This window comes from uncultured Paracoccus sp. (assembly GCF_947487305.1).
In the GTDB taxonomy this organism is placed as follows: Bacteria; Pseudomonadota; Alphaproteobacteria; order Rhodobacterales; family Rhodobacteraceae; genus Paracoccus.
In genome coordinates this window covers 117019-139203 of sequence record NZ_CANKWH010000007.1, presented here as the reverse complement: position 1 = coordinate 139203, position 22185 = coordinate 117019, and the positions used below count along the sequence as shown (strand labels likewise).

Annotated in this window: 24 protein-coding genes; 9 read left to right on the top strand and 15 right to left on the bottom strand. The window is 66.2% G+C overall.

Features of this window, described 5'->3' with window-relative positions; translation table 11 throughout:
* Positions 1-53: 53 nt before the first annotated feature.
* Both Q1A36_RS10725 and Q1A36_RS10720 read left to right on the top strand, forming a co-directional pair.
* Complete coding sequence (locus Q1A36_RS10725) at positions 54-1172, top strand: NAD(P)-binding domain-containing protein (RefSeq protein ID WP_299843380.1); 1119 nt, start codon at positions 54-56, stop codon at positions 1170-1172.
* Positions 1162-1446 (top strand): GNAT family N-acetyltransferase, encoded by a 285-nt coding sequence (locus Q1A36_RS10720; RefSeq protein WP_299843377.1) that lies wholly within the window; start codon positions 1162-1164, stop codon positions 1444-1446. Before Q1A36_RS10725 ends, Q1A36_RS10720 begins: the two co-directional genes overlap by 11 nt.
* Before the next feature lie 7 nt (positions 1447-1453).
* On the opposite strand, the gene Q1A36_RS10715 is transcribed toward Q1A36_RS10720, so the two are convergent.
* On the bottom strand, positions 1454-2050 hold the full coding sequence (locus Q1A36_RS10715) for a hemerythrin domain-containing protein (RefSeq protein WP_299843374.1): 597 nt from the start codon (positions 2048-2050) through the stop codon (positions 1454-1456).
* 23 nt (positions 2051-2073) lie between these two features.
* Complete coding sequence (locus Q1A36_RS10710; protein WP_299843371.1) at positions 2074-2934, bottom strand: pirin family protein; 861 nt, start codon at positions 2932-2934, stop codon at positions 2074-2076.
* A gap of 205 nt (positions 2935-3139) precedes the next feature.
* Between Q1A36_RS10710 and Q1A36_RS10705 the strand changes: the two genes are divergently transcribed.
* Positions 3140-3709 (top strand): DoxX family protein, encoded by a 570-nt coding sequence (locus tag Q1A36_RS10705; protein ID WP_299843368.1) that lies wholly within the window; start codon positions 3140-3142, stop codon positions 3707-3709.
* A gap of 30 nt (positions 3710-3739) precedes the next feature.
* Positions 3740-4384, top strand: a complete 645-nt coding sequence (locus Q1A36_RS10700; protein WP_101753719.1) for an isochorismatase family protein — start codon at positions 3740-3742, stop codon at positions 4382-4384.
* Positions 4385-4391: 7 nt separating this feature from the next.
* On the opposite strand, the gene Q1A36_RS10695 is transcribed toward Q1A36_RS10700, so the two are convergent.
* Genes Q1A36_RS10695 through Q1A36_RS10680 form a run of 4 tightly spaced genes read right to left on the bottom strand, consistent with a single transcriptional unit; the run spans position 4392 to position 7631 of the window.
* Entirely contained in the window at positions 4392-5276 is an 885-nt protein-coding gene (locus Q1A36_RS10695) for a helix-turn-helix transcriptional regulator (RefSeq protein ID WP_299843364.1), read from the bottom strand.
* Between the two features lie 45 nt (positions 5277-5321).
* The gene (locus Q1A36_RS10690) at positions 5322-6134 is read right to left on the bottom strand and encodes a substrate-binding domain-containing protein (RefSeq protein WP_299843361.1); all 813 of its coding nucleotides are present in this window, start codon (positions 6132-6134) and stop codon (positions 5322-5324) included.
* Positions 6135-6160: 26 nt separating this feature from the next.
* Entirely contained in the window at positions 6161-6931 is a 771-nt protein-coding gene (locus Q1A36_RS10685; RefSeq protein ID WP_299843358.1) for an ATP-binding cassette domain-containing protein, read from the bottom strand.
* The gene (locus Q1A36_RS10680) at positions 6924-7631 is read right to left on the bottom strand and encodes an ABC transporter permease (protein WP_299843616.1); all 708 of its coding nucleotides are present in this window, start codon (positions 7629-7631) and stop codon (positions 6924-6926) included. Before Q1A36_RS10680 ends, Q1A36_RS10685 begins: the two co-directional genes overlap by 8 nt.
* A 150-nt stretch (positions 7632-7781) precedes the next feature.
* Between Q1A36_RS10680 and tsaA the strand changes: the two genes are divergently transcribed.
* Positions 7782-8264: a tRNA (N6-threonylcarbamoyladenosine(37)-N6)-methyltransferase TrmO gene (gene tsaA / locus Q1A36_RS10675; RefSeq protein ID WP_299843355.1), complete on the top strand. Its 483-nt coding sequence runs from the start codon at positions 7782-7784 to the stop codon at positions 8262-8264.
* Positions 8265-8273: 9 nt separating this feature from the next.
* Here tsaA and Q1A36_RS10670 read toward each other — a convergent pair whose 3' ends face one another.
* The 3 genes from Q1A36_RS10670 to Q1A36_RS10660 are packed head-to-tail and all read right to left on the bottom strand — an operon-like array spanning position 8274 to position 12024.
* Positions 8274-8906, bottom strand: a complete 633-nt coding sequence (locus tag Q1A36_RS10670) for a glutathione S-transferase N-terminal domain-containing protein (RefSeq protein WP_299843352.1) — start codon at positions 8904-8906, stop codon at positions 8274-8276.
* A complete protein-coding gene (locus tag Q1A36_RS10665) occupies positions 8903-10336 on the bottom strand; it encodes an FAD-binding oxidoreductase (RefSeq protein ID WP_299843349.1) in 1434 nt (477 codons plus the stop codon). Before Q1A36_RS10665 ends, Q1A36_RS10670 begins: the two co-directional genes overlap by 4 nt.
* Complete coding sequence (locus tag Q1A36_RS10660; RefSeq protein ID WP_299843346.1) at positions 10333-12024, bottom strand: thiamine pyrophosphate-binding protein; 1692 nt, start codon at positions 12022-12024, stop codon at positions 10333-10335. Before Q1A36_RS10660 ends, Q1A36_RS10665 begins: the two co-directional genes overlap by 4 nt.
* Positions 12025-12131: 107 nt before the next feature.
* Between Q1A36_RS10660 and Q1A36_RS10655 the strand changes: the two genes are divergently transcribed.
* Entirely contained in the window at positions 12132-12872 is a 741-nt protein-coding gene (locus Q1A36_RS10655; protein WP_299843343.1) for a FadR/GntR family transcriptional regulator, read from the top strand.
* Between the two features lie 8 nt (positions 12873-12880).
* On the opposite strand, the gene Q1A36_RS10650 is transcribed toward Q1A36_RS10655, so the two are convergent.
* From Q1A36_RS10650 to Q1A36_RS10640, 3 genes are all read right to left on the bottom strand, one after another.
* Positions 12881-14788 (bottom strand): TRAP transporter permease, encoded by a 1908-nt coding sequence (locus tag Q1A36_RS10650; protein ID WP_299843340.1) that lies wholly within the window; start codon positions 14786-14788, stop codon positions 12881-12883.
* Positions 14789-14850: 62 nt separating this feature from the next.
* Positions 14851-15783 carry a TAXI family TRAP transporter solute-binding subunit gene (locus tag Q1A36_RS10645; RefSeq protein ID WP_299843337.1) on the bottom strand — a complete coding sequence of 311 codons (933 nt, stop codon included), beginning with the start codon at positions 15781-15783 and terminating at the stop codon, positions 14851-14853.
* 200 nt (positions 15784-15983) lie between these two features.
* Positions 15984-17153 (bottom strand): LarC family nickel insertion protein, encoded by a 1170-nt coding sequence (locus Q1A36_RS10640; protein WP_299843334.1) that lies wholly within the window; start codon positions 17151-17153, stop codon positions 15984-15986.
* 104 nt (positions 17154-17257) lie between these two features.
* On the opposite strand from Q1A36_RS10640, the gene Q1A36_RS10635 reads away from it, so the two are divergent.
* Complete coding sequence (locus Q1A36_RS10635) at positions 17258-18058, top strand: adenine nucleotide alpha hydrolase (protein ID WP_299843331.1); 801 nt, start codon at positions 17258-17260, stop codon at positions 18056-18058.
* Positions 18048-18698, top strand: coding sequence for a nickel pincer cofactor biosynthesis protein LarB (gene larB / locus Q1A36_RS10630; protein WP_299843328.1), 651 nt, complete (start codon positions 18048-18050; stop codon positions 18696-18698). Before Q1A36_RS10635 ends, larB begins: the two co-directional genes overlap by 11 nt.
* Here the strand turns inward: larB and Q1A36_RS10625 are convergent.
* Positions 18695-19963 (bottom strand): lactate racemase domain-containing protein, encoded by a 1269-nt coding sequence (locus tag Q1A36_RS10625; protein WP_299843325.1) that lies wholly within the window; start codon positions 19961-19963, stop codon positions 18695-18697. The genes larB and Q1A36_RS10625 overlap by 4 nt on opposite strands.
* 443 nt (positions 19964-20406) lie before the next feature.
* On the opposite strand from Q1A36_RS10625, the gene Q1A36_RS10620 reads away from it, so the two are divergent.
* Entirely contained in the window at positions 20407-20601 is a 195-nt protein-coding gene (locus Q1A36_RS10620; RefSeq protein WP_299843322.1) for a DUF1127 domain-containing protein, read from the top strand.
* 96 nt (positions 20602-20697) lie between these two features.
* Here the strand turns inward: Q1A36_RS10620 and Q1A36_RS10615 are convergent, their stop codons facing one another.
* Both Q1A36_RS10615 and msrA read right to left on the bottom strand, forming a co-directional pair.
* On the bottom strand, positions 20698-21570 hold the full coding sequence (locus Q1A36_RS10615) for a 50S ribosomal protein L11 methyltransferase (protein WP_299843319.1): 873 nt from the start codon (positions 21568-21570) through the stop codon (positions 20698-20700).
* Positions 21570-22145, bottom strand: a complete 576-nt coding sequence (msrA, locus tag Q1A36_RS10610) for a peptide-methionine (S)-S-oxide reductase MsrA (RefSeq protein WP_299843316.1) — start codon at positions 22143-22145, stop codon at positions 21570-21572. Before msrA ends, Q1A36_RS10615 begins: the two co-directional genes overlap by 1 nt.
* Between the last annotated feature and the right edge of the window lie 40 nt (positions 22146-22185).

Below are 22185 nucleotides of genomic sequence, written 5' to 3'. Positions count from 1 at the left end.
GCCTGCGCCGCAGCCGGGTAACGTCATCCTGACGCAAAACCTGCCGAGGCGTGATGAGTAACCTTGCCTACAAGATCGATATCCTCGTCATCGGCGGCGGGCAGGCCGGGCTGTCGGCCGCCTATCACCTGCACCGGCTGGGGCTGAGGGGCGGCAAGGAATTCCTGCTTCTGGACAAATCCCCCGAACCCGGCGGCGCCTGGCAGTTCCGCTGGCCCTCGCTGACCATGAAGACGATCAACCGGCTGCACGACCTGCCCGGCATGGGCTTTGCCGAGGTGCTGGACCCGGGCCAGACCGAGGTGCGCGCAGCCGAGGCGGTGCCGGCCTATTTCCGCGCCTACGAGGAGCGGTTTCAGTTGCCGGTCTATCGCCCGGTAACGGTGCGGCTGGTCTGTGGCCGGGGCGAGCGGCTGCGGATCGAGACCGATCGCGAGACCTTCTCGGCGCGCGGCATCATCAATGCGACCGGAACATGGGACGCACCGCAGATCCCCTATTACCCGGGGCGCGAGCTGTTCCAGGGCCGGCAGATGCACACCCATGACTACCAGCGTCCCGAGGAGTTTGCCGGCAAGCGCGTGGTCATCGTCGGCGCCGGCATCTCGGCGCTGCAGTTTCTGGACGAGATCTCACGCGTGGCGGCTCGCACCATCTGGGTCACACGCCGACCGCCTGAATTTCACGAGGGCGATTTCACCCCCGAGGATGGACGTGCCGCCGTCGCGCGGGTCGAGGAGCGGGTGCGGCAGGGGCTGATCCCCGGCTCGGTCGTCTCAGTCACCGGCATCCCGATGACCCCAGCCATCCGCGCCATGCAGGACCGCGGTGTGTTGAACCGCCGGCCGATGTTCTCCGAGATCACCCCCACCGGCATCCGCTGGCCCGACGGGCGCGAGGAGACGGTGGATGTGATCCTCTGGGCCACGGGGTTCCGCAGCGCGCTGGACCATCTGGCCCCTCTGCAACTGCGCGAGGAGAATGGCGGCATCGTCATGACCGGCCGTCTTGCCACGCAGGCCGCCCGCGATCCACGTGTGCATCTGGTGGGCTACGGCCCCTCGGCCTCGACCATCGGCGCCAATCGCGCGGGCGGGGCGGCGGCGGGAGAGTTGGTCCAGTTTCTGGGGCTTGCGGGCGCCATGAGCGAAAGGGACATTCATGCCAAGTGAGGTGATCGAGAACCCGGCCGAGCATCGGTTCGAACTGGCGCTGGAGCGTGAGGACATCGCCGCCGCCTATTACCAGGTCGACGAGAACGGCAATGTCGTGCTGACTCATACCGAGGTGCCCTTCGCCTATGGCGGGCAGGGCATCGGCACGCGGCTGGCGACCGGGGTCTTCGACCAGATCCGCGCCTCGGGGCGCAAGGCGGTGCTGAAATGCAGCTTCATGGGCCACTTCTTTGCGACCCACCCGGAGTATCGCGATATCGTGGCAGGCTGAACCGGGTCTACGAGAACTCGGGGTCCTGCCGAGCGCGTTCGAGGATCAGCGGAATGACCAGATCCTCCTCATCGGCCAGATGCTGACGCAGCAGCGGTGCAAAGCGGTTCACCACGTCAGCCAGCGCATCGACGGCAAACCGCTGGTCGCTGGACATCACCCCCTCGGCCTGACCCAGCCTTTGCAGGCTGTCGCGGGTCGTGGCCGCCAGCTCGTCGATGCTGTCGTGGATCAGGTGGTGGTCGGCATCGAGGATCTCGAATCCCCGCAGCAGACGCGGTTCGGCGCGCTGGAAGGCGGGGAAGTAATGGTGATCCTCGACCCGGTGATGCCCGTCGAGACCGCCGAGCAACCCGTTGATGTGGCGCTGCAGGGCCGGGCTGCTGTCTAAGCCGGTTTCGCCACTGTCCCGCAAGGCCGACAGCTCGCCCGCGATCCGCTGGATCATGCCGCGGAAATAGTCGTGATTGGCCAGCCAGAACTCGCCCGTCCCGGCAAGGCCGGGCTGTCCACGCCAGTTGCCGCGCGGGTGCTGGCGCGCGAGGAACAGCAGTTCCTCGGGCAGGCCCGCGCGGGTTCCCAGTTTCAGCACCTCGTCATCCATGGCCTTACTCCTGAATCGGTCGGTCACATCCGCCCGAAGCGACCCGACTGGAAATCGCTCATCGCCTTGCGGATCTCGGCCTCGCTGTTCATCACGAAGGGACCGTAAGCCGCCACCGGCTCGTCGATCGGCTGGCCGGCAAGGATCAGCACCTTGGCCTCGCTGCCGGCCTCGAGCAGGATTTCCCCGCCCTTGCGCGACAGCCGCGCCGAGGAGGGGCCGCCGAGCCGGGTTTCGCCGTTCAGCACGACATCGCCGCTCAGCACCACGACGATGACGTTGTGGCCCTCGACCGGCGTCAGGGTGACGGGCTTGCCGATGTTGAGCCGCAGATCCCAGACGTCCATCGGCGTAAAGGTCCGCGCCGGCCCCTTCTTGCCACCATAGGCACCCGCGATCACCCGCAACTGGCCCGCGCCATCCGGCAATTCGACCGCAGGCACCTGCGCATCGGTGATGCCCTGATAGCCCGGCTTGGCCGATTTGTGCTTCTTGGGCAGGTTCACCCACAACTGCACCATCTCGAAACGGCCGCCCTTGGCGGTGAAATCGCGGCTGTGGAATTCCTTGTGCAGGATGCCGCTGCCGGCGGTCATCCATTGCACGTCGCCCTTGCGGATCACCCCGCCCTTGCCGGTGCTGTCGCCATGCTCGACCTCGCCCTCATAAACGATGGTGACGGTCTCGAAGCCCTTGTGGGGATGCACATCGACGCCGCGCGGTTTCTTGGCCGGGGTAAAATCATGCGGGCCGCCATAGTCCAGCATCAGGAAGGGGGTGTTATCGTTGTCGCCCGACGTGTGCGAAAAAAGCGAGCGGACGGGAAAGCCGTCGCCGACCCAATGACCGCGCGGCGCGGAGGATTTTGACAGGATTTTACGCATTTCTGACCTCAGTTGGGTGATGCGGCCGCGCCGCCCTTGGGGGTCAGATGGGTCTTGAGCCTGCCGACAGGAAGATGTCTTATGTTCGATAAGCCAGAACGCAGTATTTTGGCATTGTCATCTGGCATCGCACGATTGCAGGCGCGACCTGCTGCTGCGGAGGGGCGGCGGATTGTGGCCGCGCCGGGGAAACGAGGAGCGAGTGATGCGGGACAATCTTTCCAGAACGCCGTTGTTTCTGCCGTTCATGGCAGGGTTCTATGACAGCTTTGCCAAACCGCTGGCCTATCTTGGGCTGCGGCTGACCGTCGGTGCGCTGCTGATCGTCGAGGGCTGGCCCAAGATTCTCGCGCCTTTCGCCATGGCTGGCTTTACCGAGAACCTTGGTCTCTATCCCGGCTGGCTGTGGTCCGCCGTACTGGCGGCACTGCAATTCGTCGGCGGTGTGCTGATCGTTCTCGGCTTACTGACCCGTCCGGCGGCGCTGGCAAATGGCGTGATGCTGGCTGTGACCTATTGGTTCCATCTCAGCCATCCCTATGGCGCGGCGATCCTGACGCCCGAGGGTATGGCGCAGCTAGCCCAGCAGGCGAGCCTCTTCACCGAGGACGGGCTGCGCAATCTGGCGGCAGATGGCGGCGCGGTCTTCCTGCATCAGGTGCAGTTCAAGGCCGAGGGGCTGTCGGCCATGTGGACCGTCGCGGCGCTGTTCCTGGCGGCATGGGGCGCGGGTCCGCTGTCGGTTGACCGCAGCCTGTTGAAGCGCGAATTTTGAGCCAAGACTGGAAGGAAGAAGGAGGACCCAATGGCCAAGACCCAACCCGAACCGATCCGCGACCCGAAGACGGATCACCTGCTGACGCCGCAGAATTGCGCGGTGGTGCTGATCGACTATCAACCCGAGCAGTACCGCACGATCACCTCATCGACGCGGGATGAGATCGACCTGAACGTGATCGCGCTCTGCAAGCTGGCGCGGGCCTACGAGATCCCGGTGATCGTCTCGACGGTCGGCGTGGACATGGGGGTGAATACCGGAACCGCCGAGGCGATCATGGCGGAACTGCCGGGTGTAACCGAAATCGACCGCAGCGGCGTCAATGCGTGGGAGGACGAGGAATTCCGCAAGGCCGTCGAGGCGACGGGGCGCAAGAACATCGTCATGGCGGGTCTGTGGACCGAGGTCTGCCTGACCTTCCCGACGCTTGACATGCAGGCCGAGGGTTATCACGTCTACCCGGTCGCCGATGCCGTGGGGGGGATCTCCCCGGTTGCCCACGATCAGGCGCTGGAGCGGATGCGGGCGGCGGGCGCCACGCCGATCACGGCGATCCAGTTCGGGTCCGAGCTGATGCGGAACTGGGCGCGCGACAGCTCTCAGCGTTTCCGCGAAGTGCTGCAATGGTATTTCCCGAAACGATTTGGTTTGGTGAAAGAGGGCAAGATCTGACGCCCGCTCAGGCGTTCCACATCACCTTGCCGGCCTCGCTGACATCGTAGCCGCCATAGCCTTCCGCCCGCTGGCGGAAGGCGTCGGTCTGGCAGAAGGCGATCAGCTTCTGGAAGCAGGGATCGAACCAGGCCTTGCGATCGACCAGCAGCGCATACTGTTCCTCGATCAGCGGGACGAAGCGCAGGCCAAAGCTGCGGGCGACGGATTCAAGGCCGAAGGTCACATCGGATTCGCCGCGCCGCACGCTTTCGACGGCATCATCCTCGGTTCGTGCCACGGGTTGCAGCGCCACCTGCGCAAGGTCCAGCCCGGCCTCGGCGGCCAGTTCGCGGAACAGGATGGCGGTCCCGGAGTCCTCTTGCCGCGGGGTGACGCGCAGGCCCGCCAGATCGGCGATGCCCTTGGGCTCGGGCAAGCCATCCCCGATCACCAGCCCCCTGCGGCGGCTCGCAAATGCGACCAGAACCGCGTTCAGATCGCGCGCCATCATCGAAGCGGCAACGATGTTCCAGCTGCGGCTGCGGGCGTCGTGGATATGCAGTCCCGCCGCGATGCCTTCTCCCCGGGCAAAGCGCGCCAGCCCGTCCATCGAGCCGTCGAAGAAGGTGGCAAGCCCCGATTGCGACTGACGCATGGTCCAGTCGAGCAGTGGGTCATGGCTGCCCAGCACGATCGGCGGGCGCGCCGCCACCTCGACCTTGCCACCCGTACGGGCGCGCTCGATCCAGTCGCGCACCTCGCGGGCGGGAAACAGCAGCTTTCCCGTGGCGCGCGAAACCGGAACCTCGCCCGAGGCGGCAAGGTCATAGACCTTGCGCTCCTTGATGCGCAAAAGCTCGGCCAGCTCGCGCACGGTCAGGAATTCGGGGCTGTCGACGGTCTCGCTCATCATCATCTTGTCATGCGGGGCCGGTCACCCGGTCTGCGAAAGGTATCACTGTTTCGGCGCATTCGGGAAGAACAGCTGCTGATCGTTGATCTTGTAACCCGCGATCGCGGCCTGTCCTGCCTCCGAGACCAGCCAGTCGGCAAAGACCTGCGCCTCGGCGCTCTTGACCGAGGGGCATTTCGCCGGATTGACCGGGATCACGCCATACTGGTTGTAAAGATCCTGATCGCCCTCGACGACGATCAGGTAGTCCTGCTTGTTCTCGAAGCTGATCCAGGTGGCGCGGTCGGTCAGCACATAGGCGCCCATGCCAAGACCGGTATTCAGCGTCGCCCCCATGCCCGAGCCGGTTTCACGATACCAGTCGCCCGAGGCGGCCTTGGGATCGGCACCGGAGTCCGACCAGAGTTCCATTTCCTTCTGATGGGTGCCGGAATCATCCCCGCGCGAGGCGAAAGGGGCTTTCGTCTCGGCGATCTTTGCCAGCGCCGGCTGCACGTCGGTCATGCCCTTGATGCCAGCCGGATCGGAGGGCGGGCCGACGATGATGAAGTCATTATACATCAGGTCGCTGCGCGTGGTGCCGAAGCCGTCGGCCACGAACTTCTCTTCGGCCGGCTTGGCATGGACCAGCAGCACGTCGCCATCGCAATTCTCGGCATTCTTGATCGCCTGCCCGGTGCCGACGGCCACGACATTGACGATGATGCCGCTTTCAGTGGTGAAGATCGGCAGCAGGTAATCGTAAAGCCCCGAATTGGCCGTCGAGGTGGTGGATTGCACGAGGATCGATTGCTCCTGCGCAAGTGCCGGCGTCGCAAGGGCGAGGAGGGCAATCGTCACAGTCTTTGCGGTCATGAAAGCACGCTCCATTGCGAAAGGGGTCAAAGCACCAGGTTGCCCTGCAGGAAATCCCGTGCGGCCTCGGTGTCGGGACGGGCAAAGAAGCCCGGGGCTTCCCGGTGTTCAGTGATGCGCCCGCGATGCAGGAAGACGACATCATCCGCCATGCGCCGGGCCTGACCGACATCGTGGGTGACGAGGATGACCCGGATGCCGCTGTCGCGTGCCTCGGCCATGATGGTCTCGATGGCCAGCGTCGAGGCGGGATCGAGGCTGGCGGTCGGCTCGTCCATCAACAGCACATCAGGATCGGTGGCCAGCGCCCGCGCCATCGCCAGCCGCTGTGCCTCGCCCCCCGACAATTGCCGGGCCGGCTGATCAGACTTGTGCCGCAGCCCGACATGATCCAGCAGCGCGTCGCGCCGCCCGCGATCCTTGCCGCGTGCTTGCAGGACGAAATCCAGATTGGCCGCGACCGAGCGGCGCAGCAGCATCGGTTTCTGGAAGACGAGCGACTGCCGGGCCGTGACCTCTGCAGGGGACAGCGCGCCCCAGCGGATCTGGCCCGATGTCGGCAGGATCAACCCGTGCAGCAGCTTCAAAAGCAGGCTTTTCCCCGTGCCATTCGGTCCCATGATGACGGTGCAGCCGCGCGTGCCGAGATCCAGATCCAGCCCGTCGAGGATGGTCTGTCCGGCCAGTTGAAGCGTGACGCCGCGCAAGGTCAGCGGCAGGACCGGCGCGCGCGCGGGCCGCGCCACCGCCGGGATGTCACGGCCGCGAAGGACTGTCCTGTCGGCCAGATCAGACATAGGCCTGCCGCGTCGCCGTCAGCCGCACCGATTGCACCGCCGCATTCACCCCCAGCGCCAGTACCAGCAGGATGATGCCGAGCGCGAGTGCCAGCGGCAGATCCCCCTTGGAGGTTTCCAGCGCGATGGCCGTGGTCATCACCCGGGTCAGGTGATCGATATTGCCGCCGACGATCATCACCGCGCCCACCTCGGCCACGGCGCGGCCAAAGCCCGCCAGCCCCACGGTCAGCAGCGAATAGCGCGCATCCCAGATCAGCGCCCGCATGGTCTGGCCCCGGCTGAGGCAGAGCGAGCGGAATTGTTCGTCATATTCGACATGCAGATCCTCGATCACCTGCCGCGACAGCGCCGCGACGATAGGGGTGATCAGGATCGTCTGTGCCAGAATCATCGCCGCCGGTGTATAAAGCAGTCCCAGGAACCCCAGCGGACCCGAACGCGACAGGTAGAGATAGACCAGAAGGCCAATGACGACAGGCGGCAGTCCCATCAGCGCATTCATCAGGATCAGCACCGCCTCGCGGCCACGAAAGCGCAGGGTCGCAACGATGGCCCCGAGGGGCAGGCCGATGAGGCAGGCGAGAGCGGTTGCGGTCAGGCTGACCTGCAGCGACAGGGCGACGATCTCGACCAGCGCCGCATCGCCTGTCAGGACCAGCTGCCAGGCCAGCCCGAATGCCTCACCGATGCCTTGCAAATTCTCCACCTGACGGGAAATTGTGCTGACCATGACGGTAGCGCGTGAAAGCAGGACAATTCAAGTCTGGAAAAGGGAAACGACTCGGGCGAATAAGAGCATGTGCCGGGCGCGGACCAGCATGGATATGCAAAATTTACGGGGTGCGCGGTGAGCGATCAGAAACCAGCCAGGGTCAATGAGGCGGTGGTTGATCTGCGTCCGGCCGCCGATGCGCAGCTGCGCTTCATCGGCGTGATCCGCACGCCATGGGCCACGCGCGACCTTTGCCCGCGTCAGGGAGCCGAGGACGGGCCGGAATGCCGGCTGGTTCTGGACCCTGTCTGGCAGCCGGCGCTGGCGGGGCTTGAAGACTATGATCGGATCGAGGTGCTTTACTGGCTCGACCGCAGCCGCCGCGATCTGGTCACGCAAAGCCCCAAGGGCGATGGCAAGACGCTTGGCACCTTTGCCCTGCGCTCGCCGGTGCGGCCCAATCCCATCGGCACCTCGGTTGTGCGGCTGGTCGGGATCGAGGGGGCCGAGGTGATCGTGCGCGGGCTCGACTGCCTCGACGGCACCCCGCTTCTGGACCTCAAGCCCGAGCGCGGCAGCTTTACCCCCAAGGCGCCGCCGAAGCCCGGTGTGGCCTGACCGCGCGGGTCAGTCCGGCATCGGAATCGGCCCGACATCCTTCGGCACCTGATAGCCCCGCTGCACCGCCGGACGCTCGGCCAGCGCGCGATACCAGCGCAGGACGTTGGGGAAATCGCGCAGATCGACCTGGTGCCAGTCATGCCGTGCGACCCACGGGAAGATCGCCATATCCGCAATCGAATAATCCCCGGCCACGAACTCGCTGTCCGCAAGCTGCCGGTCCAGCACGCCGTAAAGCCGCTGTGCCTCCTTGCGGAAGCGTTCTTCGGCGGCGGGGGCGAGGCCGGGGTTGTTCTTGAGATAGACATGCGCCTGACCCAGCATCGGGCCAAAGCCGCCCATCTGCCACATCAGCCATTGCAGCACATCGGCCCGCGCTTTCGGCTCGGTGGGCAGGAATCGCCCGGCGCGTTCGGCCAGATGGATCAGGATCGCGCCCGATTCAAACACGGCAAATCCGGCATCATGGTCGAAGATCGCCGGGATCTTGTTATTGGGCGAGATCTTCAGGAAGGCCGGATCGAACTGTTGATCCTTGCCGATATCGACCGCATGGACGGTATAGGGCTGGCCTAGCTCCTCCAGCAGGATCGAGATCTTGCGGCCATTGGGCGTGCTCCAGGTATAGAGGTCGATCATGGTTGTCCTTTCTGGGGGCCGGAGGCGTTTGCAAGCACCTTGCCCGGGTTCATCAGGTTCTGCGGGTCGATGGCGGCCTTGAGGCTGGCCATCAGCGCCAGCGCTACCGGATCCTTGTAACGCGGCAGCTCGTCGCGCTTGGCCAGGCCGATGCCATGCTCGGCCGAGATCGAGCCGCCCATCGAGGCCACCAGATCATGCACGATGCGATTGAACCGGGGGTAATGCGACAGGAACTCGGCATCGGTCATGTCGGCGGGTCGGGTCAGGTTGAAATGGATGTTGCCGTCGCCGAAATGCCCGAAGGGGCAGGGGCGCACCGTCGGCATGTAGTCACGACACAGCGCCACCCCGCGGGTGATCAGCTCGGCCACGCGGGCGACCGGCACGGCCACGTCATGCTTGATCGACGCGCCGTAATGCTTCTGCATCTCGGACATGCTTTCGCGCAGCGACCACAGCGCCGCATTCTGCGCCTCGGAACTGCCGATAACGGCATCGGCGACCAGTCCTGCCTCGACCGCCTCGGCCAGCGCGTTTTCCATCCGCGTCTCGAGATTGGCATCGGGATCGGGCGAGCTGAGCTCGATCAGGCAATAGGCCGGATGCGGCTCGGCCATCGGGTCGCGTGCGCCGGGCAGATGGGCCAGCACCATCTCGACCCCGAAGCGTTCCAGATATTCGAAGGCCGTCAGGCTGTCCCCGGCACGCGCCCGCAGGATGTCGAAGATCGCCAGCGCGGCTTGCGGCCCGGCGCAGCCGGCGAAGGCGGTGACTTTCATGGCGGGTTTCGGGAACAGCTTCAGCACGGCCGTGGTGATGATCCCCAGCGTGCCCTCGGCCCCGATGAACAGGTCGCGCAGGTCGTAACCCGTGTTGTCCTTCCGCAGCGCCGACAGCGCGTTCAGGATGCGGCCATCGGGCAACACCACCTCGACCCCAAGGCACAGCTCGCGGGTATTGCCGTAATGCAGGACGCCGGTGCCGCCGGCATTGGTCGAAAGATTGCCGCCGATCTGGCAGGTCCCTTCTGAGGCCAGCGACAGCGGAAACAGCCGTCCGGCCTCTGCCGCCGCCTGTTGCACCGAGGCCAGCGTGCATCCGGCCTCGACCGTAATGGTGGCGTTCAGCGGATCGACCGAACGGACGCGGTTCATCCGCCCGGTGGCGATGACCACGCCCCCCTGCGGCACACCGCCGCCAACCAGCCCGGTATTGCCCCCTTGCGGCACCATCGCCACGCCGGTCTCCGCGCAGGCGCGGACACAGGCGGCGACCTCCTCGGTCGAGCCGGGATGGACGACCGCGATCGCCTCGCCGGTCCAGCGGCGGCGATCCTCGCGCAGGTGCGGGGCGATTTGGTCCGGTTCGGTCCAGACATGACGCTCGCCCACGGCGGCGCGCAGGGCGGCGATCAGCGCTGCACTCACACCCGCGCCTCCGCCTGCTCGCGCAGCCGCGTGATGGTGGTGCGGCTGGAAATCTGTTCGGGATCGGTGACCAGCTCGATCACCGCCGGCTTGCCCGACGCGCGGGCGCGGGCGAGCGCCGGCGCGAACTCCTCGGTCCGGGTCACGCGCTCGGCATGGCAGCCCAGCCCCTCGGCCATCTTGCCGAAATCATGCCCGGCCATGGTCGTGCCCGAGACGCGGCGCGGATGCTCGCGCTCCTGATGCATCCGGATGGTGCCGTAGATGCCGTTGTTGAACAGGAGCACGATGGGCGTCGCGCCATATTGGGCGGCGGTCGCCAGTTCCATGCCGCTCATCATGAAGCCGCCATCGCCGACCATCGCCAGCACAAGGCTCTCGGGCCGGGTCAGTGCTGCAGCCACCGCCGCCGGCACCGCATAGCCCATCGAGCCGCAGGTCGAGCCGACCTCGCGCCCCGGTCGGCCAAATCGCAGATAGCGTTGCCCCCAGCCGGTATGGTTGCCGGCATCCAGCGTCACGATCAGGTCGGCAGGTAGCTCGTCACGGATGGCGCAGAAGGCCTTGCCCATGTCCAGCTGCCACTGGTTGTCGCCCGGCGGTTCGGTGTCGGCGATATATTCGTCGCGCAGGGTGTTGGCCCAATCGGCCCAATCCGCCCGCCGCCCCAGATCGCGCCCGGCCAGCCCGGCGACGACGCCCGGCATGTCGGCGGCGATCCCCAGATCGGGGCCATAGACCCGGCCGATCTCGTCGGCATCCTGATGCACATGGATCAGCCGCTGGCGCGATTGCGGCGGCGTCAGCGTGGTATAGCCGCGCGTGGTCATTTCCCCCAGCCGCGCGCCGAGGACCAGAAGGAGATCGGCCTCGGCGATGCGCTTGACGATGGTCGGGCTGACGGCGGTGCCGAATTCGCCGACATAGGCCGACGAATGGTTGTCGATGGCGTCCTGACGGCGGAACGAGGTGCAGACGGGCAGGGCGTTGGCCTCGGCAAAGGTCTGGATGTCCAATGCCGCTTGCTCGGTCCAGCCCGATCCGCCCAGCATCACCAGGGGCCGCTTTGCCGTCGCCAGCAAGGCGCAGATGCGGTCGATGTCCCCCGCATTCACTTCGGCGCGGGTCGGCTGATAGGGTTCGGCATCTGCCACGGTGACGGTCTCGGTCAGCATGTCCTCGGGCAAGGCCAGCACCACCGGGCCGGGGCGGCCCGAGGTCGCCATGCGAAAGGCCCGGGCCATGTATTCCGGCACCCGCTCGGCGCAGTCGATCTGCGCCACCCATTTCGCCAGCCCGCCGAACATCTGGCGGTAATCGACCTCCTGGAAGGCCTCGCGGTCCATCATGTCGCGACCGACCTGCCCGATCAGCAGGATCATCGGCGTGCTGTCCTGCTGCGCGATATGGACGCCGATTGCGGCATGGCAGGCGCCGGGGCCGCGCGTCACCATGCAGATGCCGGGCTTGCCGGTCAGCTTGCCATAGGCCTCGGCCATATCCGCCGCGCCGGCCTCGTGCCTTGCATTGTAGAGGGTGAAGCGGTCGGCGACGTCATGCAGCGCGTCGAGCACCTCGAGATAGCTTTCGCCCGGCACGCAGAAGGCGCGATCGGCGCCATGGATCAGCAATTGATCGACCAGAACCTGACCCGCCGTGCGGGGCTTCAATTGGCTGCCATCGGGCATCGCGCGACTCCTTCAAGACTGCCCCTGTCTTGTCCCATGCTGGACAGGGTTGTCAACGAAGCTTACAAGTATGCCATGCCCCTCTGGTCGGATTTCAGGACACTGGCATGAACGACGCGCCGGCGAGCCAAGACCCGCTGCTGATCCAGCCGATCCGCAAGCGCGAGACGCTGGCCGACCAGATCTATGGCCGGGTGCTGGAACTGATCGCCGCCGGCCAGATCGCCGAAGGGGCGAAGTTGCCGTCGGAACATCAGATCAGCGAGCGGTTTTCGGTCTCGCGCCCGGTGGTTCGCGAGGCGCTGGCGCGGCTGCGCGACGACGGGATCATCGTGGCGCGCCATGGCATCGGCAGCTTCGTGCGCCGCCGCCCGCCGCAGGGGTTGATCGACTATGCCGGGGCCGATGATGTGGCCGGGCTGATGCGCTGCATGGAGGCGCGGCTGGCGGTCGAACCCGCCGCCGCCCGCCTTGCTGCCCTGCGCGCCGCGCTCGATGACCTGTCCCGGATCGACTCGGCGCTGGTGGTGCTGGAGCAGGTGATGCGGAGTCGCGAGCCGGTGATCGAACTGGATTTCGCCTTCCACATGGCCATAGCCCGCGCCAGCGGCAACGAGATCTTTGCGCGGATGCTGGACACCACGCGCGCGCAGATGCAGGCCGCGATCGGCGTGGCGCAAAGCCTGACGCGCATCGGCACCGACCAGCGGATCGAGGCGGTCATCACCGAGCACCGCCAGATCGCCGAGGCGATCCGCGCCCGCGACGGCGAGGGCGCGGCGCTGCTCATGAGCTATCACCTGACGCAGGCGCGCCAGCGGGTGACGGACCAGCGGCGCAAGGTCTGAGCGGCGCCTCAGTTCTCGCCGGTCTTCAGGTCGCTCATCTTCACATGGGTCTCGCCTTCCAGATCGGCCTCGGCAGTGTGTTCCGGGTTCGGTTCGCGCCGGTTCAGAAGCGCACCCAGCAACCCCAGCCCCAGCCCGATGGCATCGGTCATCAGCCCCGGCTTGATCAGCGTGAAGGCGGCGGCGATCAGCAGGATGCGGACCAGCCAGCCCGCCGGGCGGAACAGATAGCCGGCCAGCCCCGCCGAGAGGAAGGTCACGCCAAGCGTCGCGGTGATGACCGTCAGCACCACCTTGGGCCATTCCCCGATGAGCAGCAGAGAGGGGCCGAAGACGAACATGAAGGGGATGATATAGCCCGTCAGCCCCAGCCGCACGGCGGTCATCGAGGTGCTGACCACCGGAGATCGCCCGATGCCGCAGGCGGCATAGACGGCGATGGCGACAGGGGGCGTGATGGCCGAGAGGATGGCGAAGTAGAAGACGAACATATGCGCTGCCGGGATCGAGACCCCCAGCTTGACCAGTGCCGGCACCAGAAGTGCCACCTGCACGATATAGGCCGGCGTCGTCGGCATGCCCATGCCCAGCACAATCCCCGCCATCATCGTCAGGATCAGTGCCGGCAGCAGCATGTCCTGCGCCGCCGCCCGGACCAGCCCGGTGAAGGTCAGCCCCAGCCCGGTCTGCGCGATGACGCCGATGACGATGCCCGCCGTGGCGCAAGCCAGCGCCACCACCACCGAATTGACCGCGCCCGATTGCAGCGCCTCGATCAGTTTCGGGATGCTGAACTCTTTCCGCGTGGTCTTGCGCAGAAGCACCACCGGCACGATCGACAGGATCCCCGCAAGGGCCGAGAAGGGCGCGGAATAGCCCGACATCAGCGTGGCGATGATGATGACCAGCGGCAGGAACAGATGCCCCTCGTCGCGCAGCACCTTGCCCACGCGCGGCAGGTCGGCGCGGGGCAGGCCCTTCATGCCGCGCTTGCGGGCCTCGAAATGCACCGCAAGAAAGACCGCGAGATAGTAGAGCAGCGCTGGCAGCAGCGCATAGGCGGCGACGGTCAGGTAACTGACGCCCATGAACTCGGCCATGACGAAGGCGGCGGCGCCCATGATCGGCGGCATGATCTGCCCGCCGGTCGAGGCCACCGCCTCGACCGCGCCGGCGAAATGCGCCGGATAGCCGATGCGCTTCATCAAGGGGATGGTGAAGGTTCCGGTAGTCATCACGTTGGCCACAGCGGACCCCGAGACGGAGCCGAAGAGGCCCGAGGTGACGACGGCGACCTTGGCCGGCCCGCCCGCCGTATGGCCGGTCAGGGCCAGCGCGAAATCCATGAACAGCTTGCCGATGCCGAACCGCTCGGCCATGGCCCCGAAGATCACGAACAGCACCACATAGGTGGCCGAGACCTGCGCCGGCACACCGAAGAGGGCATCGGTGGTCATGTATTGATATTCCAAGAGCCGCGTCAGGTCGGCCCCGGTGAAGAAGATCTGGTAGCCCAGAAAGACCAGCGCAGTGATCGGCAGGATCGGCCCAACGGCGCGGCGCGTGGCCTCGAGTACGGTGACGATCATCACCGTCGCCATCACCTGATCCATCACCGAGACCGGCCCGACATAGGCCATGCGGGTGTTGAAATAGGTCTGGTTGACGATCGGATAGGCCGAGGCCGCCAGCGCCGCCGCCATCAGGATCAGGTCCATGATCCCCGGCGATTTATCGGCCCGCGAAGGCGTGAAGGGCAGCGTCAGATAGGCCAGCACCAGCGCGAAGCCGAAATGCGTGGCGCGCAGGGTAAAGGCATTGGGCGGCCCGAACCACGCCACGTAGAGGTGAAAGAGGCTCATGGTCACGGCGACCAGCGTCACCACGCGCCGCATCCAGATTGAGTTTGCCAGCATGTCCGTTCCCTTCCGCACCGCGAGGGGGCGAGGCCCGGTCGGGCCCCGCTGTTGGTCAGGGATCAGCCGCCGGCCTGTTCGGCATAGAATTCCTTGGCGCCCTCGTGCAGCGGCACGCCGGTATCGGCCTGCATGCTTTCCAGCGTGGTATCTTTCATCGCCGCGCTGATGGCGATCAGGTCGTCGCGGCCTTCCCACATCCGGGTCAGCAGTGTCTTCACCACGTCCTTGTCCAGGTCGCAGCGGGCGATGACCTGGGTGGCATAGCCCACCGCCAGCACATCCTCGTCCTGACCGGGATAGCTGCCGGCGGGAATGTTCAGGCTGGCATAGCCCGGGTTCAGATTGGCCTTCATGTCATCGATGAAGCTCTGCTCCAGCGGCACCATCTTGATGGCGGTGGAATTGGCCAGATCCATCACCGCCGAAGCCGGAACGGTGGTGCCGAGGGTGAAGTAATCGGCATTGCCATCCTGCAACAGCGCCACCCCGTCGGAATAAGAGACGTAATCGACGCTGCGCATTGCCTCGTAATCCGTGCCGGCGGTTTTCAGCACCGCACGAGTGACCTCTTCGGCGGTATTGCCGACGGGCTGTGTGACCAGCCGCTTGCCGGCGATGTCGGCGACGGTCTGGATGCCGCTCGCCTCGGTGGCGACGATGTGGAAATATTGCGGATAGAGGGTGGCCACATTGCAGACATTGTCGGCCTTGCCCTCGAAGGGCGGCCGCCCCTCGATCGCATCGACGACCGAGATCGAGTTGCCAAAGCCCAGATCGGCCTGACCACCCTGCACCCCCTGCACATTGGCGACGCCGCCGCCCGGCAGCACCTGAATGCCGATGCCGTCATCGGACACCATCGACTGCATGGCACCCCCAAGCGGATACCAGGATCCGCCCTGCGGCCCGGTCATCAGTTTCAGTTGCTGGGCCTCGGCCATGCCGCCGGTCGCGGCAAAGGCGATAAATCCGGTTGCGATCAATACGCGCATTCTATCCTCCCTGTCATATGCTCTTGAAGCCCGGCCACCAATGCCCGCCGCCTTGTCTGGCGGTCGCGGCTGGCTGGGCAAGCTGGTCCTCCCACGGCGTCCGTTGGTCCCCGAAAGGAGACGCCGACCGCCAAAGGTTCAACCGAACAGCCCTCACTTGTCAACTTAGTTGACAAGGGAAGCGCCAAGTGGGGGTGGCTCTAGTCTGGCGTCTCGGCCCGGCGGCGCAGGGATTGCCGGGCGGCATGGTCGCCGGCTTGGGCCAGATCATCCATCTCGGCCTTGATGATCTGACCGCCAAGCGGAAGCTGCCGGGTCTTGGTGCCGATCTCGCGGCCGTCGATCTGCACCGGCTGCGCGTCGCGGGGCAGCAGCATCCGCCGCTCGTCCCGCAGGCGCAAGCCGATGGTGGTGGTCTCGGCGAAACAGGCGCGGGCCACATCCTCCATCGCCGCGTGACGGCAGATGACCTCGATCCGGCTCATCATCCGGCCCTTCTTGCCGAAGGCCGGCAGTTGCAGAACATCCAGCACATCCTCGCGCGCCCGCAGTCGCGCCAGCCCGACCGCCAGATCCTCGCCGGTCTGGTCGTCGATATGGAAGCTGATGACGCCAACCCTATCCCGATCCTGCGCCGCCTCCCGCTGCCACAGCCCCACGCGCAGCAGGTTCGCAACCCCCTGCATCCGCCGCGTGCCAAGGCCGTTGCCGCTGCGATCCAGCACCATGGTGCCAGCGGGCAGGGCGGGGGCAGGCTGCAGATGCGCCATGATCGCCGCGCCGGTCGGCGTGACCCGCTCGCCCGGAATGCCGTCATCGATCACCGGCAGGCCCTGCATCAGGATCTGCGTGGCCGGCGCCGGCACCGGCATCTGGCCGTGTTCGGTCTCGACCCGCCCACCCCCAAGCGGCAGGGCCGAGGTGCTGGCGGAACTCACCCCCAGCCGTTCGAGGCAGAGCGCAGCCAGCAGCACATCGGCGATGGAATCCCAGTCCGAGATCTCGTGGAAATGCACCTGCGCCAGGGTGACCCCATGCACCGCCGCCTCGGCCTCGCCCAAGCGGCGCAAAATGTCCTCGGCCCGCCGCGCCACGCCCGCATCGGGGGCCAGTTCCGCCAGCAGCGCCTGATATTCGCCGTAATGGCGCGGACCCCGGCGGCTTTCGGGCAGGGTGACGGCAAGGTGCCGCCCGCGCATCCCGTGATCGCGCTGCTCCACCGCGTCGATGCCGACACCCGGCCCGATCCGTGCGGCCAGCGCCTGCGCCTCGGGCAAAAGCTCCGGCGCGGCATCCAGCATCGCGGCCACGAACATGTCGCCGGCAATGCCGCCAAGCGGGTCGAGATGCAGATGGGTGTGTTGCGGCATGGGCGTCTCCTTCGCCGCCCGATGATCCCCAGCCGCGCCGGGATGGCAAGGGGCATGGTCAGGGCGGAATGCTCTGCTAGGTTGGGGACATGAATGACAGGACGATGCCCCCACAAGATGATCCGACCGCGCGGTTGCGCGCTGTCCTTGCGGGCCAGCCGCAGCTGGCGCTGGCGGTCAGCGGCGGCGTCGACAGCCTGACGCTGGCCCATGCGACCCTGCGGCTGGCGGGGCAGGTGCCGCGCGTGTTTCACGCCGTCTCGCCCGCCGTGCCCGACGAGGCGACGGCCCGCGTTCGCCGCCATGCCGAGGCGAATGGCTGGCGGCTCACGGTGATCGAAGCAGGCGAATTCGCCGATCCCGACTACCTCAGGAATCCGGTCAATCGCTGCTATTTCTGCAAGTCGAACCTTTACGCGCGGATCAGCACGGTCTGGGACGGCGCCATCGCCTCGGGCGCCAATCTCGACGATCTGGGCGATTACCGCCCCGGCCTGACCGCTGCGGCCGAGCGGCAGGTGATCCATCCCTTCGTGCTGGCCGGCATGGGCAAGGCCGAGATCCGGCGCATGGCGGCGGGATTCGGCCTCACCGATGTGCAGGACCTGCCGGCGCAACCCTGCCTTGCCAGCCGCATCGAAACCGGCCTGCCGGTGCGCGCCGATGATCTCGCGTTCGTCGCGCGGGTCGAGGCCGCGCTGACCACCCTCGCCGGTCCCGGCGATCATCGCTGCCGGATCACCGCTGAGGGCGTGCGGATCGAATTGCCGCCCGACCTCCTCGAGAATGCGACCCTGATGGCACACCTGACCGCCGAGGCCACCCGCCTCTGCGGTGCCGATCACCGTATCCTCGCCGCCATCGCCCCCTATCGCCGCGGATCGGCCTTCATCCTTGACCACTGACCCCGGCGATATCCGCTTCGACTGGCAGCGCCGCGCCCGCACCGGCATCCCCGAGGCGGTGCTGGCCGAAGGCAAAAGCCCCGATCAACTTGCCCGCATCCTCAAGGAAGCACGCGAGCGGGACGCCGCCCTGCTGCTGACCCGCCTCGCCCCCGAGGTGGCGGCAAACCTAGGCGATCTCGACTACGACCCCGTCTCACGCACCGCCATCCTCGGCACCCCCACGCGTCGGCCTGAATCGGACGGAAAAATCGCCGTGGTCTGCGCCGGCAGCAGCGATCTGCCTGTGGCTGCCGAGGCCCGACGCGCCCTGCAGGTCTTCGGCACCGAGGCCCCGCTCTACGCCGATGTCGGTGTGGCCGGCCTCTGGCGGCTGATGGAAGTGGCCGACGAGTTACGCCAGTTCCGCGTGGTGATCGCCGTCGCCGGGATGGAGGGGGCGCTGTTTTCCGTCCTCGCCGGGTTGGTGCCGGGGCTGGTGATCGCCGTGCCCTCGCCGGTGGGCTATGGCGTCTCGGCGGGCGGGCAGGCGGCGCTGAGCGCGGCGCTGGCCAGCTGCGCCCCCGGCGTCGTCACCACCAATATCGGCAATGGATTCGGCGCAGCAGCAGCAGCCTGGAAGGCCATCGGCGCGGGTTAGGCGCGATTGCCCGCCGCGTCGAAACGCGGCGACTCGGCCTCGCCCAGAATCTCGATCGCCGGATTCTCGCGCGCCTCGGGCAGCAGCGCCGAGGAAATACGGATCGTTTCCAGGTGCAGCGTATCGGTCAGCCAGACCATGCGCGGGGCCTCGGGATCTGCGGCATTGCTGGTCTTCAGCGCCACCTGCACCGCCGCCTTCTCGCTGTCCATGATGACCGGCAGGCGGGCGCTGGCCAGCACGGTCGAGGTGATGCAATTGGCATAGGTTGCGGGATAGTCGATCTTCTCGACCAGCCGCCGGGTGCAGATATCGGCCAGCCCGATGCCGGTGGCGTTGCCGCCGCTCTTGGTGCTGAGGTCCAGCACCGCCAGCTTGCCGACCGTCTGCGCGGTGCGCACATAGGGTGTGCCGGCGCGGCCGGTGATGTTCGGGTCCATGCCGGTGCCGGAGAACTCCTTGCCCATGCGGTCGACCACCAACACGTCCAGCGGATCAAAGAGAATGCGCGGCATCCGGGCGCGGGCCATCTGCAACAGCCCAGGCTCGCGGGCGATGATCTGCGCGCCCGGCACCAGCTCCAGATGACAGACCCGGTCATAGGCATTCTCGACCGAAGCGATGCCGAACAGGATCGGCAGGGTGCCAAGGTTCAGCGCCGCCATGTCGCGCACGTTCTGGCCCATCAGGCCAAAGCCCATGGCGTGACAGCTTTCGGCGCCCTTCTGCTTGCCCAGCCCGATCGTCACCATCTTCGCCAGCCCGCTCTCGATCTCGGCGGAAAAGCTGGTATGCGGCTTCACCCGGTTGATGACCACGATCCCGTCCGCCTGCAGCGCCAGCCGGTCCAGATAGATCGGCAGGCCATTGGGCAGGCTGCCGATCTGGTTCACCTCCATCGACGAGCGGATCTCGCAGCCGGCGCTGTCGGGCGTGACCCCCAGCCCGGCCAGCAATGCGCGCTGACCCTCGGCGCTGGCACCGCCATGGCTGCCCATGGCCGGCACGATGAAGGGTTCCGCTCCCTCGGCCCGGATAGTCTCGATGGTGGCGCGCACGATCACCGGCAGATCGGCAAGCCCGCGACTGCCCACGCCCACGGCGACGCTCATGCCGGGCCGCAACCCATGTGCGCCGGCCATGCGGGCAAATTCGGCGCGGATCGCAGCGGGAATATCGGTGATGCGGCTGTCGTCAAAGACCTGCCGCACCGGGGTCATGGCCGGAATCGCAACCTCGCCGATCAGCGTCTCGATGATGCCCATGTCACGCTCCCTTGGTCCGCTTCGGGGTCACACTGACCCCTCGAAGGGTGATTGTCCAACCCGGTCCGGCAGTGCGGAGATGGTGCATTCGAGCTCGTCCCCGGGATGATTCTTGCCCTGTCGCAGCTTGGCGCGTGGTCAACGGATCCCGAGGGCAGCGGATCACCGAGCTGCGACAACGCACCACCTCGCATCAGGGGATCGGGCGGTTCGCCTGAAAGTCAGGCATTGTGTGTGGATCAGCCTGCGATTTGCCAGTCACTCCGCCCGCCCTATGCGGCAGCGCAGCATCAAGAAAACGTCAACAATATTGGGGTTTTATGCAGTGTCTGCATATCAGCCCTGCATTCTTGTGGATGGTTTTCTGCATCTGCAAAATCTATTTGCATCGGTATACCGAAACAGCCCGATACGCGGGCAGATGAACTGAAAAAGGTGACACGATGTCCGCGATTGACATGAACCGCATGGCCACTGCCTCGCACTCCACCGGCATTTTCGCCTGGGTGCTCGAGCGCCTGACCGCCTGGAACGACACGCGCGTGACGCGCAACTCGCTGAGCCGCCTGTCGGATCACGAACTGAACGATATCGGCCTCTGCCGTGGCGATATCGAGCGGATCGCGCGCCGCTTCTGAGCCGTGCAGTCCCGCCCGGTCCCGGGGTAAACGGGCCAATGAAAAACCCCCGATGCGGTGGCAACGGGGGTTTTTGCATGTCTGAAGCGGGCCTAATCAGCCGCGCCGCATGGTCAGCGTGGTCCACTCTCCCAGCTCATCGCGGCGCTCGAGCGTGAAGGCCTGCCCCTCATAGGCCGCGATCACCTCGTCACCCTGTTCGTTCAGGATGCCCGACAGGATGATCCTGCCGCCATGCGCCACATGCCTGTGCATATGCGGCGCAAGGTCGATCAGCGGCTGTTTCAGGATATTGGCAAAGACCAGATCGAAGGGTTCGCCCTCGTCCAGCATCGGGTGATCGAAGCCCACGGCCTCGATGCAGACGACCCGGCCGTCCAGCCCGTTGGCGATGACATTGGCGGCGGCGGTATCAACCGCGATCGGATCGATATCGCTGGCCAACACCGTCACCGGCCAAAGCCGCGCTGCCCCCATGGCCAGCACCGCCGTGCCGCAGCCGATATCGGCGATGCGCTTGGGGTCAAAGCCCGCGACCTGCAACCGGTCTGCGGCTTCAAGGCAGCCCTTGGTCGTGCCGTGATGGCCGGTACCGAAGGCCATGGCAGCCTCGATCCACAGCGGCTCGACCCCCTCGGGGATGGTGTCCGCATCATGGCTGCCATGGACCCAGAAGCGCCCGGCATGAACCGGTGACAGCTCGCGCTTGACTTTGGCGACCCAGTCGACCTCGGGCAGTTCCGAGATGACGAAAGGCTCGGCCTCATGCGCGGCGGCCAGCAGCGCCAGCGCCACCTCGTCGGGGGCCTCGGTGAAATAGACACCGACCTCCCACCGGTCCTTGCCGTCCTCGATCTCGAAGACGCCGGAGCCGACGGGTTCGGGCTCCAGCACCTCCTCGCAGGCCTCGGCCAGTGCCGCCGCGCGCGCGTGACCCGCCGTATGGGTCAGGGCCGTCCAGGTCGGCATCAGAGACCTGCCGGATTCGGCAGGGCGCAGGCGACGCCGGTGCCCTTCATCGCGCAATACCCGTTCGGGTTCTTGTGCAGATATTGCTGATGCGCCTCTTCGGCGGGCCAGAAGGGCACCTTGTCGATGACCTGGGTTGTGACCTTGCCATAACCCTCGACCGCCAGCCGGTTGCCATAATCTATCATCGAGGCCTCGGCGGCGGTGCGCTGACTGGGGTTCATGGCGACGATCAGGCTGCGATACTGGCTGCCCACATCGTTGCCCTGCCGGTTGCCCTGCGTGGGATCGTGGTTTTCCCAGAAGAGCTGCAGCAGATGCTCATAGCTGATGCGCGAACTGTCATAGACCACGCGCACGACCTCGGCATGGCCGGTATTGCCCGCGCAGACCTGCCGATAGGTTGGATTCTCGACCTGACCGCCGGAAAAGCCCACTTCGGTCAGCCAGACACCGTCCTGCTTCCAGAATAGCCGCTCGATCCCCCAATAGCAGCCCATGCCGAAAATGGCCTCGTCATAGCCCGCGGGGATCGGGGCATCCATGGGTCGGTTGAAGATGGCGTGATTGCTCATCGCGCGTCCTTTCCTGAGTTTGACCCACTATGTGGGCGGT